Origin of the sequence: Halobaculum rarum, assembly GCF_040025155.1 — an archaeon.
GTDB lineage: Archaea > Halobacteriota > Halobacteria > Halobacteriales > Haloferacaceae > Halobaculum > Halobaculum rarum.
In genome coordinates, this window is the sequence record NZ_CP157275.1 from 2,724,152 (window position 1) to 2,747,774 (window position 23,623).

Genomic DNA, 23,623 nt, shown 5'->3' on the forward strand with positions numbered 1-23,623 from the left:
GACGTGCGTGATCGATCGTCATGGTAGACCCCATCGGGAACGGCGAGGTCGCGAACAACTACGTCGGCGGCGAGTGGCGCGAGGCGACCGGCGGCGAATCGCTGGACGTCGAGAACCCCGCGAACGGGGAGCAGGTCGGCTCGATCACCTTCTCGTCGGCCGACGACGAGGACGAGGCGATCGCGCTGGCCAACGAGGCGTTCGAGGAGTGGTCCACGACGGCCGTCGAGGAGCGTATCCAGCCGCTGTTCCGCTTCAAGCAACTCCTGGAGGAGAACCAGGAGTCGCTGGCGGAGGTGCTCGTCACCGAACACGGGAAGACGAAGCCGGAGGCGATGGGCGAGATCCGACGCGGGATCGAGAACGTCGAGGTCGCCTGCGGCATCCCGACGATGATGCAGGGGGGCCACCTCCCGCACGCGGCGCCGAACATCGACGAGACGGCCGTGCGCCAGCCGCTGGGCACCGTCGTCGCGGTGACGCCGTTCAACTTCCCCGCGATGATCCCGCTGTGGTTCCTCCCGTACGCGGTCGCAACGGGCAACACGTTCGTCCTCAAGCCGAGCGAGCGCGACCCGTTCACCGCGAACCGGATCGCCAGCCTCGTCGACGAGGCGGGCTTCCCCGACGGCGTCGTCAACGTCGTTCACGGCGGCCCCGACACCGTGAACCGGCTCATCACCCACGACGGCATCGAGGCGGTCTCGTTCGTCGGGTCGACGCCGATCGCACAGCACGTGTACGAGACGGCCGCCGGCGCCGGCAAGCGCGTGCAGGCGCAGGGCGGCGCGAAGAACCACGTCATCGTGAGCGCGAACGCGAACCTGCAGTTCGCCGCCGAACAGACGTGCTCCTCGGCGTTCGCCAACGCCGGCCAGCGCTGTCTCGCGAACCCCGTCGCCGTCGTCGAAGACGAGGTGTACGACGAGTTCGCCGAGCTGCTCGTCGAGGAGGCGAAGGCGATGGAGATCGGTCCCGGGCTGGAAGAGGGGACCGACATGGGGCCGCTCGTGTCCGGCCCGCACCGCGACTCGGTGCTCGAGTACGTCGAGACGGGGATCGAGGAGGGAGCCGAACTCCTCCTCGACGGCCGCGAGCAGGAGGTGCCGGAGGCGGGGTATCACCTCGGCGCGACCGTATTCGGCGACGTGGACCCCGACGCGACGATCGCCCGCGAGGAGATCTTCGGGCCGGTGCTGGCGCTGATCCGCGCGGAGGACTTCGACGACGCCGTCTCTCTGGTGAACCGCTCGCAGTTCGGTAACGCGGCGTCGCTGTTCACCAGCGACGGCGGCGAGGCGCGGCAGTTCCGCCTCGAGGTCGACGCCGGCAACGTCGGCGTCAACGTCGGCACCGCCGCCGCGATGGCGTTCTTCCACTTCGGCGGCGACAAGGACTCGTTCTTCGGCGACCTGCACGCTCAGGGGGACGACGCCGTCCGATTCTACACCGACGAGACGGTGTACATCGAGCGCTGGCCCGACAACTGACCGTCCCGTCAACTGACGGCCACGTCGCGTGACCGGCTCCCGTCGGCCTCGATCGACCGCGATCGACGAGCCGTTCGACGAACTGTTTATCCCCGCTCCTCCCGCCACACAGACAATGACTGACAACGAGGAGACGCCGCCGCCTCGGTCCGGTTCGGCTGAGACGGACGAGGGCTCGTTCCTCGACCCGGCGCTCCTCGATCGGATGACGGACGCGTTCTTCGCCCTCGACGACGAGTGGCGGTTCACCTTCCTCAACGACCGGGGAGAGGAGATCATCCGGGACGCGACCGACGGAACCGTCGACGGCGACCTGGCCGGCCGGAACATCTGGGAGCTGATCCCTGATGCCGTCGACACGGAGTTTCACGACAACTACGTCGAGGCGATGGAGACGCAGTCGGTCGTCGAGTTCGAGGCGTATTACGAGCCGCTGGAAACGTGGCTCGACGTCCGGGCATACCCGTCGGAGTCGGGCCTGTCGGTGTTCTTCCGGGACGTGACCGACGAGCACGAGCGCCGCGAACAGCTCCGGCTGCACGGGGAGGCGCTGGCTGCGGTCACCGAGACGCTCGCGGAGCCCGATCGGACGTTCGAGGAGCGCGTCTCCGGACTGCTTCGGATCGGGGCCGACATGCTCGACACCGAGTACGCTACGCTCTCGCGGATCCGCGACGACCGGTACGTGTTCGAGGTCGTGTACGGGCCCGACGACAGCGTCGCCGCCGGCGACGAGGTCGATCTGTCGACGACCAACTGCGAGCGGGTCGTCGTCACCGAGGAGTCGCTCGTGCTCAATGACGTGAGCGAGCACCCGGAACTGGCCGACCGCGCCGGCAACGCCGACTGGGGGATCTCCTGTTACCTCGGCGCGCCGGTCCGGGTGAACGGGTCGGTGTACGGGACGTTCTGCTTCTACGACCGCGAGCCGCGTACCGAGGCGTTCGACGAGTGGCAGGTGACGCTCGTCGAACTGATGGCGGAATGGGTGTCCGCAGAGTTGGAGCGGCGGGTGATCGAGGAGAACCTCCGGCGCCAAAACGACCGACTCGAGGAGTTCGCGACGATCGTGAGCCACGACCTCCGAAATCCGCTGGCTATCGCGAAGGGGCAACTCGAACTGCTGTCCGCGGAACTCGACGACGAGCGTCTCGGGAAGGCGGCCCGTGCCCACGACCGGATGGAGCGGATCATTTCGGACGTGCTGACGATGGCGCGGACGGGGAGTGCCGTCGAGGATCCGGAGCCGGTCGACCTGGTCGCGGCGGCGTCGGAGGCGTGGGCGACCGTCGAGACCGGGACGGCGACGCTCGACGCCAAGGACGCGCCGACGGTCGTGGCCGAGCGGAGCCGTCTGATCCAACTGCTGGAGAACCTGTTCCGAAACGCCCTCGAACACGGCGGCGACGACGTGCACGTCGTCGTCGAGTCGATGCCTGACGGCTTCGCCGTCGGCGACGACGGCCCGGGCATCCCGGAGGCGGACCGCGAGGAGGTGTTCGGTCACGGGTACTCCACGCGCGACGAGGGGACTGGGTTCGGCTTGGGTATCGTCCGCGGAATCGCGCAGGCGCACGGGTGGACCGTGTCGGCGACGGCCTCGAAGTCGGGCGGGGCACGCTTCGAGTTCATGGACGTGGAACGCGCGTGAGGCTGGGGCGCCCGCGTCAGCGCCGTGCCCCCGCCCGATCGGACCGAGCGAAACGACTGTGGCGCTCGTTCACACGGTCGTGACGCCCTCACAGGGCGACCGTGGGTTTCGTGATGTTTAAGTACGGCCTCCGAGTTACACCGAACGCAGACACTGTAGGGGCGGCGGGTCCCGAGTCCGGAGCCGCGATGGCTCGCGAGGCGACGATACAGCACACAGGTGTTGCGGTAGCCAAGCCTGGCCCAAGGCGCTGGGTTGCTAACTCAGTGGCGCAAGCCTCCGGGGTTCGAATCCCCGCCGCAACGCTGACCACACACCAAGACATGAGTGCAGAAGAACCAGAGAACGCGCCCGACGCCGAGGAGGACGACGAGGATCTCCAGTACTTCGTCCGCATCGGCCAGACGGACCTGGACGGGACGAAGACCGTCGAGCGTGGGCTCAGCGACATGAAAGGTATCGGCCAGCGCACGGCGCGCCTGGTGGCCGAGACGGCCGGCGTGGACCGAACCGCCACGTTCGGCCGGCTCGATCAGGACGACATCGACAGCGTCGTCGACGTCGTCCAGAACTTCTCGGACCACGTGCCCGAGTGGATGGTCAACCGGCAGAAGGACTTCTTCACCGGCGAGACCGACCACATCGTGGGCGGGGACCTCAACGAGAAGCGCCGCCACGACATCAACCGGATGAAGATGATCGACTCCTACAAGGGCGTCCGCCACAAGCGCGGGCAGAAGGTCCGCGGACAGCGGACCAAGTCCACGGGCCGGACCGAGGGCACCATCGGAGTCAACGTCGAGGAGATCCGCGAGGAGCAGGCCGAGGAGGAAGCGGCCGCCGCGGAAGAGGAGGATGACGAGCTATGAGCACCGGAACCTCCACCAAGCGCTACGAGACGCCGAACCACCCGTACCAGGGCGAGCGCATCGACGAGGAGTCGGACCTGCTCTCCCGCTACGGCCTGAAGAACAAAGAGGAGCTGTGGCGCGCGCAGTCGGAACTGCGCCGCTACCGCCGCGAGGCACGACGTCTCATCGGCGAGGCGCAGGGCGACGTCGAGGTGGCCAACGAGGCCGGCGCCGACTTCGTTTCGCGACTCCAGCGCCTCGGAATCCTCGACGACACGGACGCCATCACGGACGTCCTGTCGCTCGACGTGACCGACGTGCTCGAACGCCGGCTCCAGACCGTCGCGTACCGCAACGGCGTCGGTAACTCGACGAAGCAGGCGCGGCAGTTCATCCTCCACGGCCACGTGGTCGTCGGGGACGCCCGCGTCACTCGCCCGTCGTACAAGATCGAGACGGTCGAGGAGAACCTCGTCGACTTCGACGAGATCTCCCCGCTCGCGGACGAACTCCACCCCGAACGCGCGGAGGGTCAGTAAATGAGTGAATCCGAGAACGAAACCGAGAGCCGCTGGGCGATCGCGAACGTCTTCGCGTCGTTCAACAACACGCTCATCACGGTCACCGACATCACGGGGGCAGAGACGCTGATCAAGTCCTCGGGCGGCGCCGTGGTGAAGCAGAACCGAGACGAGGCGTCGCCGTACGCGGCCATGCAGATGGCCGAGGGCGTCGCCGAACAGCTCAAGGCGCAGGGTATCGAGGGCGTCCACGTCCGCATCCGCGGTCCCGGTGGCAACGCCCAGAAGTCCCCCGGGCCGGGCGCGCAGCCGACGATCCGCGCGCTCGCCCGCGCCGGGATCGAGATCGGTCGCATCGAGGACGTGACCCCGATCCCGCACGACGGCACTCGAGCGCCCAAGAAGAACCGCCTGTAATCCATGGCGGATGACTTCGACGTCGAGGTAGTCACCCGAGACGACCGATCCGCGCGGCTGCTCGTCCGCGAGCTCACCCCCGCGGTCGCGAACGGCCTGCGCCGGACGATCCTCTCGGAAGTGCCGACGTTCTCGATCGACACCGTTCGGTTCGTCGAGAACTCGTCGGTGATGTTCGACGAGATGGTCGGGCTCCGCCTGGGGCTCGTCCCCCTGACGACGCCGCTTGACGACTACGAGGTCGGCGAAACCGCCACCCTCGCGCTCGACGTCGAGGGGCCGGCGACGGCGTACTCGGGCGACATCGAGACGTCCGACGACCTCGTCCAGCCCGCCGACGAGAACGTCCCCATCATCGAGTTGAAGGAGGGACAGCGCCTGGAGTTCGAGGCCGACGCGGTGCTCGACTCCGGGAAGGAACACGCGAAACACCAGGGCGGCGTGGCCGTCGGCTACCGCCACCTGCAGCGCGTGAACGTCGTCGGCGACGCCGACGAGTTCGACGAGGAGGAACCGAACATCCTCCGCGGCGTCATCGAAACCGAGGACGGCGAGCTCGTCCACACCGAGGAGTTCGATTCCGACCTCACCGAGCGATACCCCGGCAAGGAGCTGGATATCGAGGACGTGCCCGGCGCGTTCGTCTTCCATATCGAGACGGACGGGTCGATGAGCGTCGAGGAACTCACCCTCCGAGCGGTCGAGTCGTTGCGTGACCGCGCGGACGAACTAGCAGACAAGGTCGCAGTCTAATCCACAGATGTCGCCGTCTCACCACACCAACCGAACGTCCGCCCCCGCGTCGGGTCCGACCGGCCAGCGCACCCGCCGTCACCGTCTCGTACGGACGGGGTGGACCGAAGGGGTTAACCGGTGGGACGGCAAACGACGGGACGCGAGCAGGGGTAGCCCAGTCTGGCCAACGGCGCAGCGTTCAGGGCGCTGTCCTGTAGAGGTTCGCAGGTTCAAATCCTGCCCCCTGCACTCCCGTTTTCTCGCTGTAACTCCCACTCAGGAGGTAACCGTATGAGTAGTAGCAAGACTAATCCGAGACTTCAGAACCTCATCGCCGAACTGAAGTCGGTCGCGCGGTCGTCCGATGCCACCGTCTGGCAGGACGTCGCCGACCGGCTCGAAAAGCCGCGGCGCACGCACGCGGAGGTCAACCTCGGCCGCATCGAGCGGTACGCAAACGAGGACGAGACCGTCGTCGTGCCGGGCAAGGTGCTCGGCTCGGGCGTGCTCCGTAAGGACGTCACCGTCGCCGCCGTCGACTTCTCCGGCACCGCCGAGACGAAGATCGACCAGGCCGGCGAGGCCGTCCGGCTGGAGGAAGCGCTGTCGAACAACCCCGAAGGGACCGATGTCCGGGTGATCCGATGAGTCTCGCAGAGTTCGAGGCCGACGTGGTCGTCGACGGGCGGGACGCCATCATGGGTCGCGTCGCGTCGAAGGTCGCACAGCGGGCGCTCGACGGCGAGCGCGTCGCGATCGTCAACGCCGAGCGCGCGATCATTACGGGAAACCCGGAGTTCACCCACGAGAAGTACCGCACCCGCGCGAACCTCGGCTCCGACTCGGGTCCGTACTACCCGAAGCGGCCGGACCGCATCTTCAAGCGGTCGGTCCGCGGGATGCTGCCGTACAAGACCACGAAGGGTCGCGAGGCGTTCGAGAACGTCCGCGTGTACATCGGCAACCCGTTCGAGTCCGAGACGACCTCACCCGACGAGGACGCACCGGAGCCGGAGGTGCTTGACGGCACCTCCCTCGATCGCCTGTCGAACATCAAGTTCACCACCCTCGGCGAGGTCGCCGAGGACCTGGGGGCCAACGTCACATGGTAACGAACACGTCCGGAAAGAAGAAGACCGCCGTCGCCCGCGCCACCGTCACGGACGGCGAGGGGCGAGTGCGTATCGACTCCCAGCCCGTCGAGCTGGTCGAACCGGAGATGGCGCGCCTGAAGATGCTGGAGCCGTTCCGCGTCGCCGGCGAGGAGCTCCGTTCGGAGGTCGACCTCGAGGTGACCGTCAACGGCGGCGGCTTCGCCGGGCAGGCGGACGCGGTCCGCACGGCCATCGCCCGCGGGCTGGTGCAGCACCGAAACGACGCCGAGCTCCGCGACGCGTTCATGGAGTTCGACCGCTCCCTGCTGGTCAACGACTCCCGGCAGAGCGAACCGAAGAAGTGGGGCGGGCCCGGCGCGCGCGCCCGCTACCAGAAGTCGTACCGCTGAGGTGATCTACCCATGATGATCCCTGTCCGGTGTTTCACGTGCGGCAACGTCATCGGTGAACACTGGGAGGAGTTCAAAGCCCGCGCCAAGGAGGGCGACGAGGACCCCGCAGCGGTTCTCGACGAGCTCGGCGTGGACCGCCACTGCTGTCGGCGGATGATGGTGAGTCACACCGATCTGGTCGACGTCGTCTCCCCATACCAATGAGCGGGAACCTGCAGTACAACCGGTACGAGAAGGCCCGGATCTTGGGCGCGCGAGCGCTGCAGTTGGCGTTCGGCGCGCCGGCGCTGATCGACAGCGAGCAGTCCGAGCCGATCCTCATCGCGGCCGAGGAGTACGACGCCGGCGTGTTGCCGTTCACGGTCCGCCGGGAGGGGAAGTAGATGACGCTGATCGAGTCGGTGTCGCTGCGTCGCGTGCTCGATTCTCGGGGGAACCCGACGGTCGAGGCGGACGTGCTCACCCAGTCGGGCGGCTTCGGCCGCGCGGCGGCGCCCTCCGGGGCGTCGACGGGCGAGTACGAGGCGATCGAGCTGCCGCCGATGGAAGCCATCGCGGCCGCCCGCGAGCACGCCGTGCCGCGGCTCGAAGGCTCGGTCCACGCCGGCAACCAGCGCGACGTCGACGCCGCGCTGCACGCCGCCGACGGGACGGACGACTTCTCGGAGATCGGCGCCAACAGCGCCGTCGCGATCAGCATGGCGGCGTCGAAGGCCGGAGCCGACGTGCTGGGCGCGCCGCTGTTCCAGCACCTCGGGGGCACCTTCCGCGACGCGGACCGGTCGTTCCCGGTCCCGCTGGGGAACGTCGTCGGCGGCGGCGAACACGCCGCCGACGCGACCCACATCCAGGAGTTCCTCTCGGCGCCCGTGGGGGCGCCGTCGGTCGCGGAGGCGATCTTCGCGAACGCCGACGTGCACGCCACGGTCGCCGAGATCCTCGCCGACCGCGGCGTCGCCGCCGCGAAGGGCGACGAGGGCGCGTGGGCGCCCGCCGTCTCCGACGCCGAGGCGTTCGAGATCGTCGACGAGGCGACCTCGCGCGTCGAGGACGCGCTCGGGTTCGAGATCAAGTTCGGGCTCGACGTGGCCGCCTCGGAGCTGTACGACGCCGACGCCGGCGTCTACCGCTACGGCGACGTCGAGCGAACCTCGGCCGAGCAGGTCGAGTACATGGCCGAGCTGGTCGACGAGTACGACCTCGCGTACGTCGAGGACCCCCTCGACGAGAACGACTACGACGGGTTCGCCGACCTCACCGAACGTGTCGGCGACCGCACGCTGATCTGCGGCGACGACCTGTTCGTCACGAACGTCGAGCGCCTCTCGCGAGGCATCGACGAGGGCGCGGCCAACAGCGTCCTGATCAAGCCGAACCAGATCGGGACGCTGTCGGACGCGTTCGACGCCGTCGAGCTGGCCCAGCGCAACGGGCTTGACGCGGTCGTCTCCCACCGCTCGGGCGAGACCGAGGACACGACCATCGCACACCTCGCCGTCGCGACCGACGCCTCGTTCATCAAGACGGGGACGGTCGGCGGCGAGCGCACCGCAAAGCTGAACGAACTCATCCGCATCGCGGAGGAGGCAGTATGAGCGAAAGCGAGAACGACGCAGACACCGAAGAGGCGGCCGACGCCGAGGAGGAGGTCGAGGAGACCCAGCCCGCGGCCGACGAGTCGCCCGACGAGACGGAGGCACAGCCCGAGGAGACCGAGGCGGCCGAGGACGCCGCCGACGAGGAGGCGGACGCGGGTCCGCGCTTCGACGAGGACGTCATGCCCGACGACGAGGCTGACCTCCTCATCCCGGTCGAGGACTACCTCTCTGCCGGCGTCCACATCGGGACCCAGCAGAAGACCAAGGACATGGAGCGGTTCATCCACCGCGTCCGCGACGACGGCCTGTACGTGCTCGACGTGAGCAAGACGGACGGCCGCATCCGGACGGCGGCGTCGTTCCTGGCGAACTACGACCCCGAGCAGGTGCTCGTCACCTCCTCGCGCCAGTACGGTCGCTTCCCGGCCGAGAAGTTCGCCGACGCGATCGGCGCGCGCGCCCGCACCGGGCGCTTCATCCCCGGGACGCTGACGAACCCCGAGTACGCCGGCTACATCGAGCCGGACGTCGTGGTCGTCACCGACCCGATCGGCGACGCACAGGCGGTCAAGGAGGCCATCACGGTCGGCATCCCCGTCATCGCCATGTGCGACTCGAACAACCAGGTGAGCAACGTCGACCTGGTCATCCCCACCAACAACAAGGGTCGCCGCGCCCTGTCGGTCGTCTACTGGCTGCTGGCCAACGAGACGCTCGACCGCCGCGGCGCCGAGCCCGGCTACGCCCTCGAGGACTTCGAGGCCGAGCTGTAAGCCGGTCGCTGGATTTCGCGATCACTCCTTTGTCTTCACGTCGCCAGCGGTGGCGCCGTCGCTCAGCAGTGTGAACACCGAGCGTCGAATCGCGAGCCGCCTACTGTCGAGACAGGATCCGTTCGGCCGCTTCGATGGAGGCGGCGCGGCGGTCGGCGCCGCCGACGGCGTCCTCGTCGCCGACGCGGACGACCGCGGTCGCGCCGGCCATGCGGAGAAACATCTCCCACTCGCCGAGGGCGGCGAGAGCGTTCCCGCGGGCGGTGAACTCACGGACGTCGACGAGGACGGCGAACTCCGTGTCACACTCCTCAGCGACGTGGCGGGCGCGCGCCATCGCCGTGATGACGTCCGATGCCTCGAACTCCCCCGAGAGCTCGACCCGCAAGCGCGTGCCGTCCCGACTCTGATCCACGTTCGGGGCGGCGTCCGGCGTCGTCGTCGAACTCATGGGAACGAGTGGCGCGTTGATCAACATAATCCCACCGCTGCAAGTATCAAATTGGATAGTAACGGATCGCACAGGGGACACAACAGGCGTGTCCGTCGTTCGGAGTAAAGCCACACCGCGGAGCGGACCCGATCCGACCGGATCGCGGTCGCGACAGCGTGCGTCCCTCTTTCCCCGGGTCGTCGATCCGCGGCTGCGGACGTGGCGCCGTCGCCCCCGTGGTTCCACGGTGGCCACGCGCCACGCGTTGACACGGGACGGCACCTCATATAATCGTACCGCAGCACGTATCGAAATCGCGACGGGGACTCGCTTCCGGGAGTCGAAACGGCTGTTAGGCACGGGGTGTTGGTCGCGGGTATGACCACCTGCAGCGCGCCGGGGAAGGTGTACCTGTTCGGCGAGCACGCGGTCGTGTACGGGGAACCCGCGGTTCCGTGCGCGGTCGAGCGCCGCGCCCGCGTCACCGTCGAGCCGCGCGACGACGAGCGCGTCCGCGTCGACGCCGCGGACCTCTCGTTGGACGGGTTCACCGTCACCTGGGGCGGCAGTATCGACGACCGACCGGACATCGACGTGCCCGCGTCGCTGGTCGAGGCGGCGATGGAGTACATCGAGGCGGCAGTGCGACAGGCCCGCGACGCCGCCGACGCGCCCGGCGCGGGCTTCGACATCACCGTCAAGTCGGCCATCCCGCTGGGGGCGGGGCTCGGCTCGTCCGCGGCGGTCGTCGTGGCCGGCATCGACGCGGCGACGCGCGCGCTGGGGACGGAACTCGACCCCGAGGAAGTCGCCCGGCGGGCCTACGAGGCCGAGCACGAGGTCCAGGACGGGCAGGCGTCGCGGGCGGACACCTACTGCTCGGCGATGGGCGGGGCCGTCCGCGTCGAGGGCGACGACACACGGACGATCGACGCGCCGCCGCTGCCGTTCGTCGTCGGCTACGACGGCGGCGCCGGCGACACGGGCGAACTCGTCGCGGGGGTGCGCGCGCTCCGCGAGGAGCACGCGTTCGCCGCCGACACCGTCGAGACGGTCGGCGACCTCACCCGGGAAGGCGAGCGGCTGCTGGCGGCGGCCGACCCCGAGAGCGAACCGAGCGACGACCTGCTCGCGGAGCTGGGCGAGCTGATGGATTTCAACCACGGGTTGCTGGAGGCGCTCGGCGTCTCCGCCCGCTCGCTCGACGCGATGGTGTGGGCCGCCCGGGACGCCGGGGCACACGGCGCGAAGCTCACGGGCGCGGGCGGCGGCGGCTGCATCGTCGCGCTCGATACGTCCACGGAGACCGAGCACGCGCTCGGCTACACCGCCGAGTGCGAGCAGTCGTTCCGCGCCGAGTTGGCGACCGAGGGCGTCCGTGTGGAGGCGGCGTAGATGGTCACCGTGTTGAAGCTCGGCGGGTCAGTCATCACCGAGAAGGACCGCCCGGAGACGCTCGACGGGGAGGCGCTGGCGACGCTGGCGGCCGCGATCGCCGCCGCCGACGTTGAGGATCTGGTGATCGTCCACGGGGGCGGCTCGTTCGGCCACCACCACGCCGCCGAGCAGGGGGTGAGCGCGAGCGAGGGGATCCGGGACGTCGACGGCGTCATGGCGGTCCACGGCGCGATGACGACGCTGAACCGGTTCGTGCTTTCGCGGCTTCACGCCGAGGATGTGCCCGCCCTGCCGGTCCATCCGCTGTCGGCGGCCGCCCGCGACGCCGACGGCGACCTCTCGCTGATGACCGATCAGGTTTCGACGATGCTCGACGAGGGGTTCGTTCCCGTCCTCCACGGCGACGGGGTCGTCCACACCGGGGAGGGCGTCACCGTCCTCTCGGGCGACGAGATCGTGACCGCGCTGGCGGGCGCGCTCGACGCCGATCGCGTCGGCCTCTGCTCGACGGTTCCGGGCGTCCTCGACGGCGACGACGAGGTGATCCCCCGCATCGACGCGTTCGACGAGGTCGCCGACGTGCTCGGCGTCAGCGACGCGACGGACGTGACCGGGGGGATGGCCGCGAAGGTCCGCGAACTCCTCGCGCTCGGATCGCCGGCGTACGTGTTCGGGCCGGACGACATCGAGTCGTTCCTCGCCGGCGAGGACGCGGGAACGCGGATCGGGTGATCGGTCTCACCGGACCCGCCGCCGGAGAGCCGCCCGTATCGGCGCGCGCTGGACCAGAACGAACGCGGCGAAAATACAGACGAACCCCCACGCGGTGTTCACCGCGAGCGTCTCGCTCAACACGACGAACCCGAACAGCGCGGCGAACGGCGGGATCGCGTACTCCAACAGCCCCGCGCGGATCGGACCGAGTCGGTCGAGCAGTCGAAAGTACAGCAGGAAGCCGCCAGCGCCGGGGACGACCGCGAGGTACGCGAGCCACGCCAGCCCGGTCGTCGACGGGTCGAGCGTGGCGGCCGACTGCCCGAGGACCGCGGCGGCGACGTGGAGCAGGAGCGCGCCGACGGCGGCCATCCACGCCTGCAGCGCGAGCGGCCCGAGCGTCGCGTCGTCCTCCCGGGTCGTCACCGCGCCGGCGACCCAGGCGACCGCGGAACCGAACACGAACAGCGCGCCGGCGTTCGCGGCCAGCGCCCCGCCGCCCGCGCCGTCGCCGACGAGCGGGAGGCGGCCGACGTCCGGGTCGGCGATCAGGATCAACCCGGCGAAGCCGACGAGCAGGCCGACAGCGCCCACGGCGTCGATCCGCTCGTCCGGGCGCAACACGCGCGCGGCGACGGGCGTGAGCACCGGAATCAGCCCGAGCAGCGTCGCGGCAACCGCGCTGGAGACGTACTGCTGGCCGGTGAACAGCAGCGCGTGGTGGAGGCCGATACTGAAGGCGCCGCCTGCGAGGATCGGCGCGAGGTCACCCCACCCGGCAGGCCGGAGCCGCTGGCCGGACGCGACCGCGACGGCGACGAGGACCGCGGCCGCGATGTCGAAGCGTAGCGCCCCAAGCAACACCGGCGGGAACTCCGCGAGCGCCGCCTTCGTCGCGACGAACGCGGTCCCCCACAGCGCCGCGAGCGTCAGAAACCCGAGGGCGTCGCGGTTCATCGTGCGTCACCGCTGTCGCCCACAAGCGGCAGCGGCCGTGCTCGTCGCCGGCGCAAGGAGGGGTCCCTCCGGTCGCTTTCCCTCACAGCTCGAATCGGAGTCCGTCGCGGGCGAACCGCACGTCGCCGTCGAAGTGACGGCCGACGGCGTCGAGCATCTCGTCGTGGTGCCCCTCAGTGTGCGGATACAGGTGCGTGAGGTACACTCGATCGATGTCGCGGCCGGCCAGCGTCTCGCCCAACTGCGTCGGCGTCGGATGGTTGTCCACGTCGACCTCGTCGGGGAACGAGCAGTCGTGTGCGAGCACGCGTGCCCCATCCGCGAAGTTGGCGAGCCCCCCGAACGCTTCGGTGTCGCCCGAGAAGACGAAGTCGCTGCCGGCCGTATCGTCGGCGTCCTCGTCAGCGTCGCCATCGTCGGCTGCCTTATCGTCCCCGGCTTCCGCCTCGTCGGCCCCGCCACCGACCCCGTCTCCCGCGTCGCCGCCCCGGTTCGCGAACCGGTAGGCGAGACACTGCTTCGAGTGGCGCGTCTCGAACGCCTCGATCTCCAGGCCGGCCAGCGAGAACTCCGAGCCGGGATGGACCTCGCGGACGCTCAGGTCCGCGCGGCCGTCGAGGTACTCGAACTCCCCGACCGACAGCAGGTCGTCGAGCAGCGCCTTCGTCCCGGGCGGGCCGACGACGTGGAGGCGCTCCTCGCCCGCGAGCCAGCGGGCCTTGAGCAACGCGAGGAGATCCGAGACGTGATCGAGATGGTGATGCGTCAGGAGGACCGTCGAGACGGCCTCGTAGCCGGGGTCGGTCTGGGAGAGCCGGTGGAGAACACCGGCGCCGCAGTCGACCAGTAACGGGGCCCGATCGCCGGGGGCGGCCTCGACGAGCAGCCCGGTCTGGACGCGGTCGGCGACGGGCATCGCCGAGCCCGTCCCGAGGAACGTGACGCGCATGGTGGAGCGTCCGCGTCGGGCCGGGAAGGGATTGCGGTTCGGATGCCGTCCCACCACGGGGAGTCGACACCCGTCCGCGACCCCCACAACCGACTTACCGCCGCGGCTCCTGGCGATCCCAATGACCGACGGTCGGGAGCTGCTCGCCGCGGCCGACGCCGACTACGAGTTCGACCCCGCGACCGTCGATATCGCCGACGGCGACGTGCTCGACCGACTGGAGCCATCGGTCCGTGAGTGGTGGGTCGACCAGTTCGGCGAGTACGTCGGGACGAACGGCGGCTTCTTCACGCCGCCCCAGCGCGAGGCCATTCCACTCATCGACGAGGGCGAGAACTGTCTGGTCGCGTCGCCGACGGGGTCAGGCAAGACGCAGAGCGCCTTCTGTGCGATCCTCAACGACCTGTTCCGGCGCGAGCGCGAGCAAGCCGAGGACGGCGGGCTCGACGACGGCGTCTACTGTCTGTACGTCTCGCCGCTGAAGTCGCTCGCGAACGACATCACCCGCAACCTCGCGGAGCCGATCGACGGGATCGCGGAGAAGCTGGCCGACCGCGGCCACGACACCGAGATCCGGCAGGCGATCCGCCACGGCGACACGCCCGACAGCGAGCGCCGGGCGATGCTCGAGTCGCCGCCGCACGTCCTGAACACGACGCCGGAGACGCTCGCCATCCTGCTCAACTCGCCGAAGTTCAAGGAGACGCTCCGCAGCGTCGAGTACGTCGTCGTCGACGAGATCCACTCGCTTGCGAACAACAAGCGGGGAACGCACCTGTCCGTCTCGCTGGAGCGGCTCGAACGCCTCTGTGAGGGGTCGCCGACGCGGATCGGCTGTTCGGCGACAGTCGAGCCGCTGTCGACGATGGCGAAGTTCCTGGTGGGGGGCGAGGCCGGGGACGGCGAGGTCGGCGCAGGCGACGAGGACGGCGACGCGGACGACGAGACCGGTACCGGCGGGGCGTGGACGCCCCGCGACTGCGAGATCGTCGACACCCGGTTCGTCCGCGAGTTCGACCTCCGGCTGGAGTGTCCGACCGACGACCTGATCGACACGCCCCGCGAGGTGGTCAACGAACGCTTCCACGACCGCCTCCACGAGCTGATCGACGGCCACGAGAACACGCTCGTGTTCACGAACACCCGCTCGGGCGCCGAGCGCGTCCTGACGACGCTGCGCGAGCGCTACGGCTACGACGAGACCGACTCCGGCTGTCACCACGGCTCGATGTCGAAGGAGCACCGCGAGGCGATCGAGGAGAAACTGAAGTCCGGAGACGTGGACGTGGTAACCACCTCCACCTCGCTGGAGCTGGGGATCGACATGCCGCACGTCGACCTCGTCGTGCAGGTCGGCTCGCCGAAGTCCGTCGCCTCGCTGCTCCAGCGTGTCGGCCGCGCGGGCCACCGCCTCGGACGGACCGTCGAGGGCCGGGTGATCGCGCTCGACCGCGACGAGCTGGTCGAGTGTGCGGTGATGCTTCAGCGCGCGGAGGAGGGGTTCGTCGACCGCGTGTTCGTCCCCGAGAACGCCCAGGACGTGGCCGCACAGCAGGTGTACGGGATGGCGATCAACGGCGTGAGACGGGAGGCCGACGTGCGCGATACGCTCGTCTCGGCGTACCCGTACCGGAACTACTCCGGGACCGAGTGGGAGCAGCTCATGCGGTATCTGACGGCCGACCACGAGGGAATGGAGGAGCGGAACGCGTACGCGAAGGTGTGGCGCGACACCAACGACCCGCCGGACGGGGAGCACCACTACGAGGAGTTCGACGTGGGCGAGCCGTTGATCGGGAAACGGGGACGGCTGGCGCGCGTCATCTACATGACGAACATCGGAACGATCCCGGACTCGTTCACGATCGACGTGTTCGTGCGCGGGGGCGACGAGTGGGTCGGCCAACTCGACGAGGGGTACCTCGACACGCTGGAGTCCGGCGACGTGTTCCAGCTCGGCGGATCGACGTACCAGTACAGCTACCGCCGCGGCTCGAAGGTGTACGTCGACCCGTCGAGTCAGCGCCCGACAGTGCCCTCGTGGTTCTCCGAACGGCTCCCGCTCAGCTACGATCTCGGGCGGGAGATCCTCGCGTTCCAGGACGAACTGATGGACCAGTTTGCGGCGGGCGGCCCCGCGAACGCCCGTCGCTGGCTCAGGCGACTCCCGCTCGACGAGAACGCCGTCCGCGCGATCACCCGAATGTTCGACGAGCAGCGTCGGTACCTCGGACCCGACGGTGTCTCTACACCTGACCGGCTCGTCGTCGAGCAGGTACTCGACCGCGCGGAGTACCGCCGCCACTACCACGTCCACAGCGCCTACGGCCGCGAGTTCAACGACGGCCTCTCGCGGCTGGTGGCGTACCGCTGTACCCAACGGGCGAACGCGAACGTCCAGGTCGCCGTCGCCGACAACGGCTTCACCGTCGCGATGCCCCTGAACCGGAAGGTCGACATCGCCGACGTGATCGCGTCCATCGACCCCGACGCCGTGTACTCGGAGTTCCGGGCGGCGCTGGAGGGGACGGACCTGTTGAAGCGGTACTTCCGGATCAACGCTACGCGATCGCTGATGATCCTGAAGCGGTACAAGGGGTACGAGAAGTCCGCTGCCCAACAGCAGGTGTCCGCCGAGATGCTCGTCTCGTTCGCCGCGGACCTCGACTCCTTTGCGGTGCTGGAGGAGACGTACCGCGAGATCGTCGAGGACAAACTGAACGTCGCGGGGATCCGCGAGGTGCTCGGGGCCGTCCGCGCGGGCGACATCAAGGTGGTCCGTCACGAGGTCGACGCGCCGTCGCCGCGGGCGTTCGGGCTGGCGACGCTATCGGCCAGCGACACGGTGCTCGCCGAGGACGAGGACGCCGCCCTCGAGGAGTTTCACGCACGCGTGATGGAGGAGTTGGACGACGAAGGGAACGGGACTGACGGAACCGAGGGAACCGGCGGTCTACTCTCCGACTCCGGGGCTCCGGTCGACTCGGATCCGGACTGATCGGCCCCTCGTCAGCGAGCCACGCTACGCGGCCCCAGCAGATCGCCCCGAGACCCCACAGCGTTTACCGGAGGCGGCCGAACGCCGGGTATGGAATCGCTCAATTCGCGGGTCCGCCTGGCGTGGGTCGCCGGGGCGCTCGTCCCCGGTGCCGTGATCCTCGCCGTCGGCGTCGTCGCCGGTCGGATCGGCGCGCCGGTGCCGCCGGCGGCGGCCGCGGGCGTTGCGCTGGTCATCGTCGCGCTCGGCGTCGCCGCCGCGTTCGTGCGCTATCGGGTGTGGCGCTTCGAGGTTCGTGACGACTCGCTGTATCTGGTTCGCGGCGTCCTCACCCGCGTCGACACCTCGGTGCCGTACGTGCGCGTCCAACACGTCGACACCCGACGCGGGCCGATCGAACGCACGCTCGGTCTGGCCTCGGTCGTCGTCTACACGGCCGGCTCCCGCGGCGCCGACATCACGATCCCCGGGCTGACGCCGGCGCGGGCGAGTGACCTCCGCGAGCGCCTGCGCGAGCTCGCGACCGAGTCGGAGTTCGACGCCGTCTGATGGTCCGACTCCACCCCGCCTCCGCCGCCGTCAGCGCGCTCCGCTCCGGCGGCCAACTGGCGCTGTTCGCGCTGTTCGCGAGCACCGCGTTCGTCGGCATGGGCGGCGGCGACGGCGCCACGCCGCTCGCGCCGCTGGCGATCCCGGCGGCGTTCCTCCTCGGCGCCGGCGCCGCGCTGGCGCGGTGGTACCGCTTCGAGTACGAGACGCTCTCCGACCGGCTGGTCGTCCGATCCGGCGTGATCTCCCGGCAGGAACGGGAGATCCCGCTTCACCGGGTCCAGAACGTGGACGTGCGCCGGAGCGTCCTCCAGCGCGCGCTCGGGCTCTCGACCGTCACCGTCGAGACGGCCGGCGGCGGGGCGACGGAGGCGACGCTCGACGCCGTCGGACGCGAGGAGGCCGACCGACTTCGCGAGGAGCTCGGTCGCCACGGTCGCCGGAGCGACCAGCGCGAGGGGCGCGACGGACGGGACGAACGCGACAGCACCACGGGCGCCGCCGGCGCCAGTGCAGCCGGTACCGGTGCGGCCGGTGATACCGGCGTCGCCGCCGACCGCGGCGTGGGGGCGACGAGCGGGTCCCCGGCGGCGTCGGCAACGGAAGAGCCGCGTCGAGCTGATCCCGAATCGGAGACGCTGTACGAGCTCGCCGGCCGGCGGTTCGCGACGCTGTGTGCGGTGTCGTTCCGGCCGAGCGCGGTGATCGCGCCGTTCGTCGGCGCGAGCCTCTTCGACGACCTGCTGTTCGACGGGGGCCGGCTGCTCGTGCGCTACGGGATCATCGACGTCGAGGTTGGGCCGGGCGACGTGCCCTCGCTGGGGGCGGGCGACCTGGTATCGCTGGGCCTGCTCGGCGTCGTCGGCTTCCTGCTGGTCGTCTGGGTCGTCAGCGCGGCGCTGACGTTCGTCCGCTACTACGGCTTCCGGCTGGAGCGGGTCGGCGACGAGCTCCGCTACGAGCGCGGCCTGCTCGGCCGCTACAGCGGGACGGTCCCGCTCTCGAAGGTGCAGACGCTCACCGTCTCGGAGAACGTCGCCATGCGCCGCCTCGGCTACGCCAGCCTGACGGTCGACACCGCCGGCTACGCGCCCGGCTCGGGCGGCGGCGGCGACGGCGGCGTCGAGACGGCCGTCCCGCTCGACACCCGCGAGCGCGTCGTCGCGCTCGCGGACGACATCCGGTCGGAATTGGGCGCGGACGCCGGGGCAGAAACGGTTCCCTCCGACGACGCATTTGGGGTCGACACCGTCGAACGGCCGCCGACCCGCGCGCGACGCCGCTACGTCGCACGCTACGCGCTCGCGGCGCTTGCGGTGACCGCCGTCACCGTCGGCGTCGACCGGCTCGTGTTCAACCTGCCGCAGTTTGTCGCCCTCGCGCCGCTGGTCGGCGTCGCGCTGGCGCCGCTTGTGGGGCACCTGACGTGGGCTCATCGCGGGCACGCGACCGCCTCGGACGGGTTCGTCAGCCGGACAGGGGTGTTCCGTCGCCACACCCGGCTGGTTCCGTACTTCCGGCTGCAGACGGTGTTCGTCTCGCGAACGATCTTCCAGCGGCGGCGACGCCTCGCGTCCGTCGTCGGCGACTCGGCGTCATCATCGGGCCTGCTCGGCGGCGACGCGGTCGCCCACGACCTCGACGCCGACGCCGCCGACGGGCTTCGCGAGGAGCTGCTCGACCGGCTGCGCGGGGACCTCGTGGCCCGTCGACGCGCGGGCCGGGAGCGACGGCGCCGCCGGGGATCGTCCGAGGCGGCTCCGGACGCGGACGGATCACCGCCGACCGACGAACCCACAGCTCGGACGGACGGGATCGATCCCGTCACGACGGAGCGAGGGAAGCCCGACGACGAGGGGGACCGTGACGCCACCGGCGCCAACGAGGCGGCGGACCATGACGACGAGCGCACGGCTGACGGCGAGCAGACCACCGACGGTGAGGAACCGTCGGACAGCGAGAACACCGGCGAAGGCGACGACCGGACCCGGTGAACGGCGCGCGACACGAGCGCACGGGCGAACGCCGGGCGCCGTCGCCGCCGCCTACCGCCGGGCCCAGTCGAGCATCCGCCCGTAGAAGGGTTCGGTGGCGAGCGCCTCGGCGTCGCCGACGAGACACAGCGCCTTCTTCGCCCGCGTCAACGCGACGTTGACGCGGCGGGTGTCCTCGAAGATCGGCGAGGAGAGGTCGCCGGTGGCGACGAACGAGACGACGATCACCTCCTTGCTCGACCCCTGGAACCGGTCGACGGTGTCGACGGTCACGTCCGTCCGGCGCCCGATCTCGGCGACCTGTGCGCGGAACGGCGCGATCACGCCGATGTCGTCGGGGTCGACGCCGGCGGCGACGTACGCGTCGACGACCTCGGCGACGCGGTCGGCCTCCACCGGGTTCGCGTTGCCCTCGCGGCTCCCGTCGGGGTCGACGAAGCTCACGGCGCCCCGGAGTTCCGGCGGGAGGTCGTCGGGATCGACGCCCAGATCCGCGAGGGTCTGCCCCGCGACCTCGGGCGTCGCCGGACGGAGCTTCCCGTCGTAGAACTCCCGCGAGGAGAACGCCTGGATGCGCTGGCTCATGCGGTACTGGCGGTCGAGCATCACCCCGGCATCGGGGTACTCCTCGATGAGCCGCTGGAACAGCGACTCCCGAAGTCGGTTCTCGGCGCGCACGACCGGCGGGAGCTGCTCGTGGTCGCCGACGAGGACGAACCGGTCGGCGCGGTTCACCGCCGCGAGCGTCCCGGGCTCGGTGAGCTGGGACGCCTCGTCGACGATCGCCACGTCGAACTCCTGCTCGCGCATCGTCCGCGACCCGCACGAGGACGTAGTGGCGGCGACGACCGACGCCGAGTTCAGTTTCGTCGCGCGGTCGTTCGGCTCGCCGCGGGTGACGAGGCGGATGTCCTGCATGTCGCCGCGGACGCCCGTCTCGGTTCCCACCCTAAGCACGTCCTCGAACCCTTGCTCCTGCAGCGCCTCGATGGCGTTGTCGACGGCGCGGTTCGTGAACGCCGAGAGAAGCACCCGGTCGCCACGCTCGACGCGCGCACGGACGATGCGGGCGATGGTGTACGTCTTTCCCGTCCCCGGCGGCCCGTGGACGAGCGCGACGTCCTCCGCGTCGACCGCGCGCTCGACGGCGGCGTTCTGCGCGTCGTTGTTGTCGATGAACGGTGCGGCGTCGGCGTCGTGGTCACGGAAGGCCGGCTCGCGCCGACCGAACAGCACGTCCTTGCGATCCGGGTCGCCCTTGAGCACGAAGTCGTGGACCGCGGTGTGCATCCGCGAGACGGACAGCTCCGAGGGGTACACGTCGAGGCGATGCAGCTCCACGGGTTCGTCGGTCTCGACGACGACTTCCTCGTCCAGCTTCTCGATGCGCCCCAGCTCTGAGTGCCCCGACGCCGGATCGCCGTCGGACGCGAGCGCCACGTCGCCCTCGCGGAGCTTCGAGACGGCGTCGGACGTCTTGCGGGCGGTGAGCCGCCATCGACCGTCGCCGATCGGCTCCTCGGAGACGGGCTCCAGATCGATCAGCGCGCGGTCGTCTGCCGCCCGCTCCTCGGCGGTCTGCTCCCAGAGTTTTCGGTACTCGGCGTGCGTCTCGCGGCGCTCCTCCTCGAGCGCGCGATAGGTCTCCGCGAAGTACTCGCGCTCCTCCTCGGGAAGCGCCGTGCCGATCTGGCCGGCCTTCGACTCCTGATCGAGGCGCCCCGAGACGACCATGCACGTGTCCTGTTCGAAGCAGTACTCGCATTTCGCGCCGGCCTCGTACCCCGTCGGAACGGACATATCGAACTCCGTCGCGGCGATCTCGTTGCGCTGGCGGACGACGAACTCGAGCAGTCCCTTCCCGACCGAGAACTCCTTGGCCGGCGAGAGGTCGCCGGACTCCTCGCCGCGGTCGAGCGCGGTGTTTTTCGTGTACAGCAGCGTTCCCGTGTCGGCGTCGACGCCCCGCTCGCGCAGGAGGAGGGCGTAGCAGGCCGCCTGGATCTTGTCCTGAAAGCGCGGCTCGCGGTTCGTGTTCTTCCCCGTCTTGAGTTCGACGGGCTGTCCGCGGCGCAGCGCGTCGGCGCGGCCCTTGATGCCGAAGGTGGGCGAGATGAGGGTGTACTCCGAGCGCCACTCGGACTCGTCGGGGCCGCCGTCCCACTCCGAGAGCGAGGCGTTGGCGCCGTCGCCGGCGTCCGCGGACCCGTTTCCGCTTCCCGCCGACGCGTCGCCGTCGGTCGCGAGCGTCCCCTGGTTCAGCCATCCCTCGATCGCGGCGGCGTTGCGTCGCACCTCGTCGGCGACCTCCTCGCGCTCCATCCCAAGCAGGCCGAGTTCGAGGCCCGCCTCCGCGACCCGGTCGTCGATCGACTCCTCCAGATCCACGCCCCGGAGGAGGTCGCCGAACACCTCGTGGACGACCGTTCCCTTGACCACGGGGTAGTTCAGCGGGATGCCCGAGAGCTTGTTCAGGTAGTACATCCGCGGGCACTGCACCCACGACCGAACGTCGGTCACGTCGACCAGGAAGTCCGGTTCGAGGACGACGTACGACTCCGAGGAGGTGGTGTACCCCTCGCGGTCGCCGTAGTCGTCGCGCTCGGCGTCGGTGACGAGTAGCTCCATTCCTTCCTCGGCGTGCTCGGCGGTGTGGGTCCACTTCCCCCAGAGGGTGACCGTAACCGGGTCCGCGGCGCCTCCGTCGGGACGAACCGTCAACTCGGCGAGGTCGCGCTCGCCGTAGCGCGTGCTCACCTGCCGGACCTCGCCGACCTTTAGGAGGGGACCGCGGACGTTCACTATCGGAGGGGGAGGCCGCTCGGGAAAAACGGTGTCGGTGCCGTCGGTATCGCCGCACGACCGCCGTCCGACGGCGACCGCCCGATCGCTGGGGAACCGTGTCGGTTGGATCGGTCAGGTCTGTCGGGTCGGTCGGCTCGGTCGCGGTGTGGCGTCACTCCCGCGGGGCGAGTTCGACGCCGCGGATCGCGATCGCCGCCCCGCCGTCCGCTGCGTCGTCGACGGAGACTGTCCACCCGTGAGCGTCGGCGATCTCGGCGACGATCGCCAAACCGAAGCCGGTGCCGTCCGCTGCCGTCGAGTAGCCGCTTTCGAGCGCCCGGCCGCGGACGTCCGCGGGCATCCCCGGGCCGTCGTCCGCGACGCGGAACCCGTCATCGAGGTCGGCGACGGTGACGGCAACGTCGTCGCCGGCGTGGTCGACCGCGTTGCGAAAGAGGTTCTCGAGCAGCTGCGAGAGGCGATCGGAGTCGGCGACGACGCGGCTCGTCGCCTCGATCGACACGCTCGCGTTCGACCCCGCTGTCGCAGTCTCCCACGCTGAGTCGGCGATCGACGCGAGGTCGACCGGCTCGGTCTCGTCGATCACCGCCCCCTCACGCGCGAGCATCAGCAGGTCGTCGACGAGCGTCGTCATGTCCTCGACCGCTCGCTCCGCCCGTTCGAGGTGCTCCTCGTCGCCGGTCTCTCGCGCCAGCTCCAGCGAGCCCGAGAGGACGTTCAGCGGGTTTCGCAGGTCGTGGGAGACGACGCTCGTGAACGACTCGAGCTGCTCGTTCTTCCGGCGCAGCGCGTCCTCGCGCCGCTTGCGTTCGGAGACGTCGCGGATGACGCCGACCCGACCGAGCTCGGCCTCGCCGCTCGTCACCCGGTTGAACCGGAGCTCCGCGGGGAACCGGTCGCCGTCGACCGTGAGGAAGTCGTACTCGACCACTCCGACGTCGCGCTCGCCCGCGGCGATCTCCTCGAGCACCGTCCGTGCCCGATCGGCCACGTCGTCGGTGACCCAGTCGTAGATATGAGTCCCGATCAGGGTCTCGATATCGACGCCCTTCATCTCCGCGTAGCGCTGGTTGACGTAGACGATATCGCCGTCGGGGTCGAGGGCGTACACCGCGTCGTCGAGGTCGTCGAGGACGGTTTCGTACAGTCGCAGCTCGCGGTCGCGGCGATCCCCGTCGGTGGGCGGCCCCTGGGCATCAGTCATCGGACACGGCTCGGCCGTTCATCGGCCTATCGCGGCAAAACAGTACCGCCTCCGGCGGTCGACGCGACGCGCTCGCGGC

Annotated in this window: 23 protein-coding genes and 2 tRNA genes; 20 read left to right on the top strand and 5 right to left on the bottom strand. The window is 69.9% G+C overall.

Going from position 1 to position 23,623, the window contains the following annotated elements:
• Positions 1 to 20 precede the first annotated feature (20 nt).
• From ABJD39_RS13830 to rpsB, 15 genes are all read left to right on the top strand, one after another.
• On the top strand, positions 21 to 1,490 hold the full coding sequence (locus ABJD39_RS13830; protein ID WP_348609861.1) for a CoA-acylating methylmalonate-semialdehyde dehydrogenase: 1,470 nt from the start codon (positions 21 to 23) through the stop codon (positions 1,488 to 1,490).
• A 115-nt stretch (positions 1,491 to 1,605) separates the two neighbouring features.
• Complete coding sequence (locus ABJD39_RS13835) at positions 1,606 to 3,141, top strand: sensor histidine kinase (protein WP_348609865.1); 1,536 nt, start codon at positions 1,606 to 1,608, stop codon at positions 3,139 to 3,141.
• 221 nt (positions 3,142 to 3,362) lie between these two features.
• Positions 3,363 to 3,446: transfer RNA gene (locus ABJD39_RS13840), tRNA-Ser, on the top strand.
• A gap of 18 nt (positions 3,447 to 3,464) precedes the next feature.
• Positions 3,465 to 4,010 (top strand): 30S ribosomal protein S13, encoded by a 546-nt coding sequence (locus tag ABJD39_RS13845; protein ID WP_348609868.1) that lies wholly within the window; start codon positions 3,465 to 3,467, stop codon positions 4,008 to 4,010.
• Positions 4,007 to 4,531, top strand: coding sequence for a 30S ribosomal protein S4 (locus ABJD39_RS13850; protein ID WP_348609871.1), 525 nt, complete (start codon positions 4,007 to 4,009; stop codon positions 4,529 to 4,531). The genes ABJD39_RS13845 and ABJD39_RS13850 overlap by 4 nt, the downstream gene beginning before the upstream one ends.
• The gene (locus tag ABJD39_RS13855) at positions 4,532 to 4,930 is read left to right on the top strand and encodes a 30S ribosomal protein S11 (protein ID WP_348609874.1); all 399 of its coding nucleotides are present in this window, start codon (positions 4,532 to 4,534) and stop codon (positions 4,928 to 4,930) included.
• A gap of 3 nt (positions 4,931 to 4,933) precedes the next feature.
• The gene (locus tag ABJD39_RS13860) at positions 4,934 to 5,683 is read left to right on the top strand and encodes a DNA-directed RNA polymerase subunit D (protein ID WP_348609877.1); all 750 of its coding nucleotides are present in this window, start codon (positions 4,934 to 4,936) and stop codon (positions 5,681 to 5,683) included.
• A gap of 146 nt (positions 5,684 to 5,829) precedes the next feature.
• Positions 5,830 to 5,914, top strand: a tRNA-Leu gene (locus ABJD39_RS13865).
• 42 nt (positions 5,915 to 5,956) lie between these two features.
• Positions 5,957 to 6,313 carry a 50S ribosomal protein L18e gene (locus ABJD39_RS13870; RefSeq protein ID WP_222922436.1) on the top strand — a complete coding sequence of 119 codons (357 nt, stop codon included), beginning with the start codon at positions 5,957 to 5,959 and terminating at the stop codon, positions 6,311 to 6,313.
• Entirely contained in the window at positions 6,310 to 6,777 is a 468-nt protein-coding gene (locus ABJD39_RS13875; protein ID WP_348609880.1) for a 50S ribosomal protein L13, read from the top strand. Before ABJD39_RS13870 ends, ABJD39_RS13875 begins: the two co-directional genes overlap by 4 nt.
• Positions 6,771 to 7,169: a 30S ribosomal protein S9 gene (locus tag ABJD39_RS13880; RefSeq protein WP_348609883.1), complete on the top strand. Its 399-nt coding sequence runs from the start codon at positions 6,771 to 6,773 to the stop codon at positions 7,167 to 7,169. Before ABJD39_RS13875 ends, ABJD39_RS13880 begins: the two co-directional genes overlap by 7 nt.
• A gap of 12 nt (positions 7,170 to 7,181) precedes the next feature.
• Positions 7,182 to 7,376, top strand: coding sequence for a DNA-directed RNA polymerase subunit N (locus ABJD39_RS13885; RefSeq protein ID WP_222607868.1), 195 nt, complete (start codon positions 7,182 to 7,184; stop codon positions 7,374 to 7,376).
• A complete protein-coding gene (locus ABJD39_RS13890) occupies positions 7,373 to 7,555 on the top strand; it encodes a DNA-directed RNA polymerase subunit K (protein WP_348609888.1) in 183 nt (60 codons plus the stop codon). The genes ABJD39_RS13885 and ABJD39_RS13890 overlap by 4 nt, the downstream gene beginning before the upstream one ends.
• Positions 7,556 to 8,767 carry a phosphopyruvate hydratase gene (gene eno, locus ABJD39_RS13895; RefSeq protein ID WP_348609891.1) on the top strand — a complete coding sequence of 404 codons (1,212 nt, stop codon included), beginning with the start codon at positions 7,556 to 7,558 and terminating at the stop codon, positions 8,765 to 8,767.
• Complete coding sequence (gene rpsB, locus ABJD39_RS13900; RefSeq protein ID WP_348609894.1) at positions 8,764 to 9,543, top strand: 30S ribosomal protein S2; 780 nt, start codon at positions 8,764 to 8,766, stop codon at positions 9,541 to 9,543. The genes eno and rpsB overlap by 4 nt, the downstream gene beginning before the upstream one ends.
• A gap of 100 nt (positions 9,544 to 9,643) precedes the next feature.
• Here the strand turns inward: rpsB and ABJD39_RS13905 are convergent, their stop codons facing one another.
• Positions 9,644 to 9,994 (bottom strand): hypothetical protein, encoded by a 351-nt coding sequence (locus tag ABJD39_RS13905; protein ID WP_348609897.1) that lies wholly within the window; start codon positions 9,992 to 9,994, stop codon positions 9,644 to 9,646.
• Positions 9,995 to 10,354: 360 nt separating this feature from the next.
• On the opposite strand from ABJD39_RS13905, the gene mvk reads away from it, so the two are divergent.
• Positions 10,355 to 11,371, top strand: coding sequence for a mevalonate kinase (gene mvk, locus ABJD39_RS13910; RefSeq protein ID WP_348609900.1), 1,017 nt, complete (start codon positions 10,355 to 10,357; stop codon positions 11,369 to 11,371).
• Positions 11,372 to 12,106 (top strand): isopentenyl phosphate kinase, encoded by a 735-nt coding sequence (locus ABJD39_RS13915; RefSeq protein ID WP_348609903.1) that lies wholly within the window; start codon positions 11,372 to 11,374, stop codon positions 12,104 to 12,106.
• A gap of 6 nt (positions 12,107 to 12,112) precedes the next feature.
• Here ABJD39_RS13915 and ABJD39_RS13920 read toward each other — a convergent pair whose 3' ends face one another.
• The gene (locus ABJD39_RS13920) at positions 12,113 to 13,045 is read right to left on the bottom strand and encodes a DMT family transporter (protein ID WP_348609906.1); all 933 of its coding nucleotides are present in this window, start codon (positions 13,043 to 13,045) and stop codon (positions 12,113 to 12,115) included.
• An 82-nt stretch (positions 13,046 to 13,127) separates the two neighbouring features.
• Positions 13,128 to 13,994 carry an MBL fold metallo-hydrolase gene (locus ABJD39_RS13925; RefSeq protein WP_348609909.1) on the bottom strand — a complete coding sequence of 289 codons (867 nt, stop codon included), beginning with the start codon at positions 13,992 to 13,994 and terminating at the stop codon, positions 13,128 to 13,130.
• Between the two features lie 121 nt (positions 13,995 to 14,115).
• Between ABJD39_RS13925 and ABJD39_RS13930 the strand changes: the two genes are divergently transcribed.
• The 3 genes from ABJD39_RS13930 to ABJD39_RS13940 all read left to right on the top strand — a co-directional run bounded on the left by ABJD39_RS13930 (position 14,116) and on the right by ABJD39_RS13940 (position 19,535).
• The gene (locus ABJD39_RS13930; RefSeq protein ID WP_348609912.1) at positions 14,116 to 16,992 is read left to right on the top strand and encodes an ATP-dependent helicase; all 2,877 of its coding nucleotides are present in this window, start codon (positions 14,116 to 14,118) and stop codon (positions 16,990 to 16,992) included.
• Positions 16,993 to 17,082: 90 nt separating this feature from the next.
• Complete coding sequence (locus ABJD39_RS13935) at positions 17,083 to 17,541, top strand: PH domain-containing protein (RefSeq protein WP_348609915.1); 459 nt, start codon at positions 17,083 to 17,085, stop codon at positions 17,539 to 17,541.
• Positions 17,541 to 19,535 (top strand): PH domain-containing protein, encoded by a 1,995-nt coding sequence (locus ABJD39_RS13940; protein ID WP_348609918.1) that lies wholly within the window; start codon positions 17,541 to 17,543, stop codon positions 19,533 to 19,535. The genes ABJD39_RS13935 and ABJD39_RS13940 overlap by 1 nt, the downstream gene beginning before the upstream one ends.
• A 51-nt stretch (positions 19,536 to 19,586) precedes the next feature.
• Here the strand turns inward: ABJD39_RS13940 and ABJD39_RS13945 are convergent, their stop codons facing one another.
• Both ABJD39_RS13945 and ABJD39_RS13950 read right to left on the bottom strand, forming a co-directional pair.
• Positions 19,587 to 22,337 (bottom strand): AAA domain-containing protein, encoded by a 2,751-nt coding sequence (locus ABJD39_RS13945; RefSeq protein ID WP_348609921.1) that lies wholly within the window; start codon positions 22,335 to 22,337, stop codon positions 19,587 to 19,589.
• Positions 22,338 to 22,491: 154 nt separating this feature from the next.
• Complete coding sequence (locus ABJD39_RS13950; protein WP_348609924.1) at positions 22,492 to 23,544, bottom strand: two-component system sensor histidine kinase NtrB; 1,053 nt, start codon at positions 23,542 to 23,544, stop codon at positions 22,492 to 22,494.
• Positions 23,545 to 23,623: the final 79 nt, after the last annotated feature.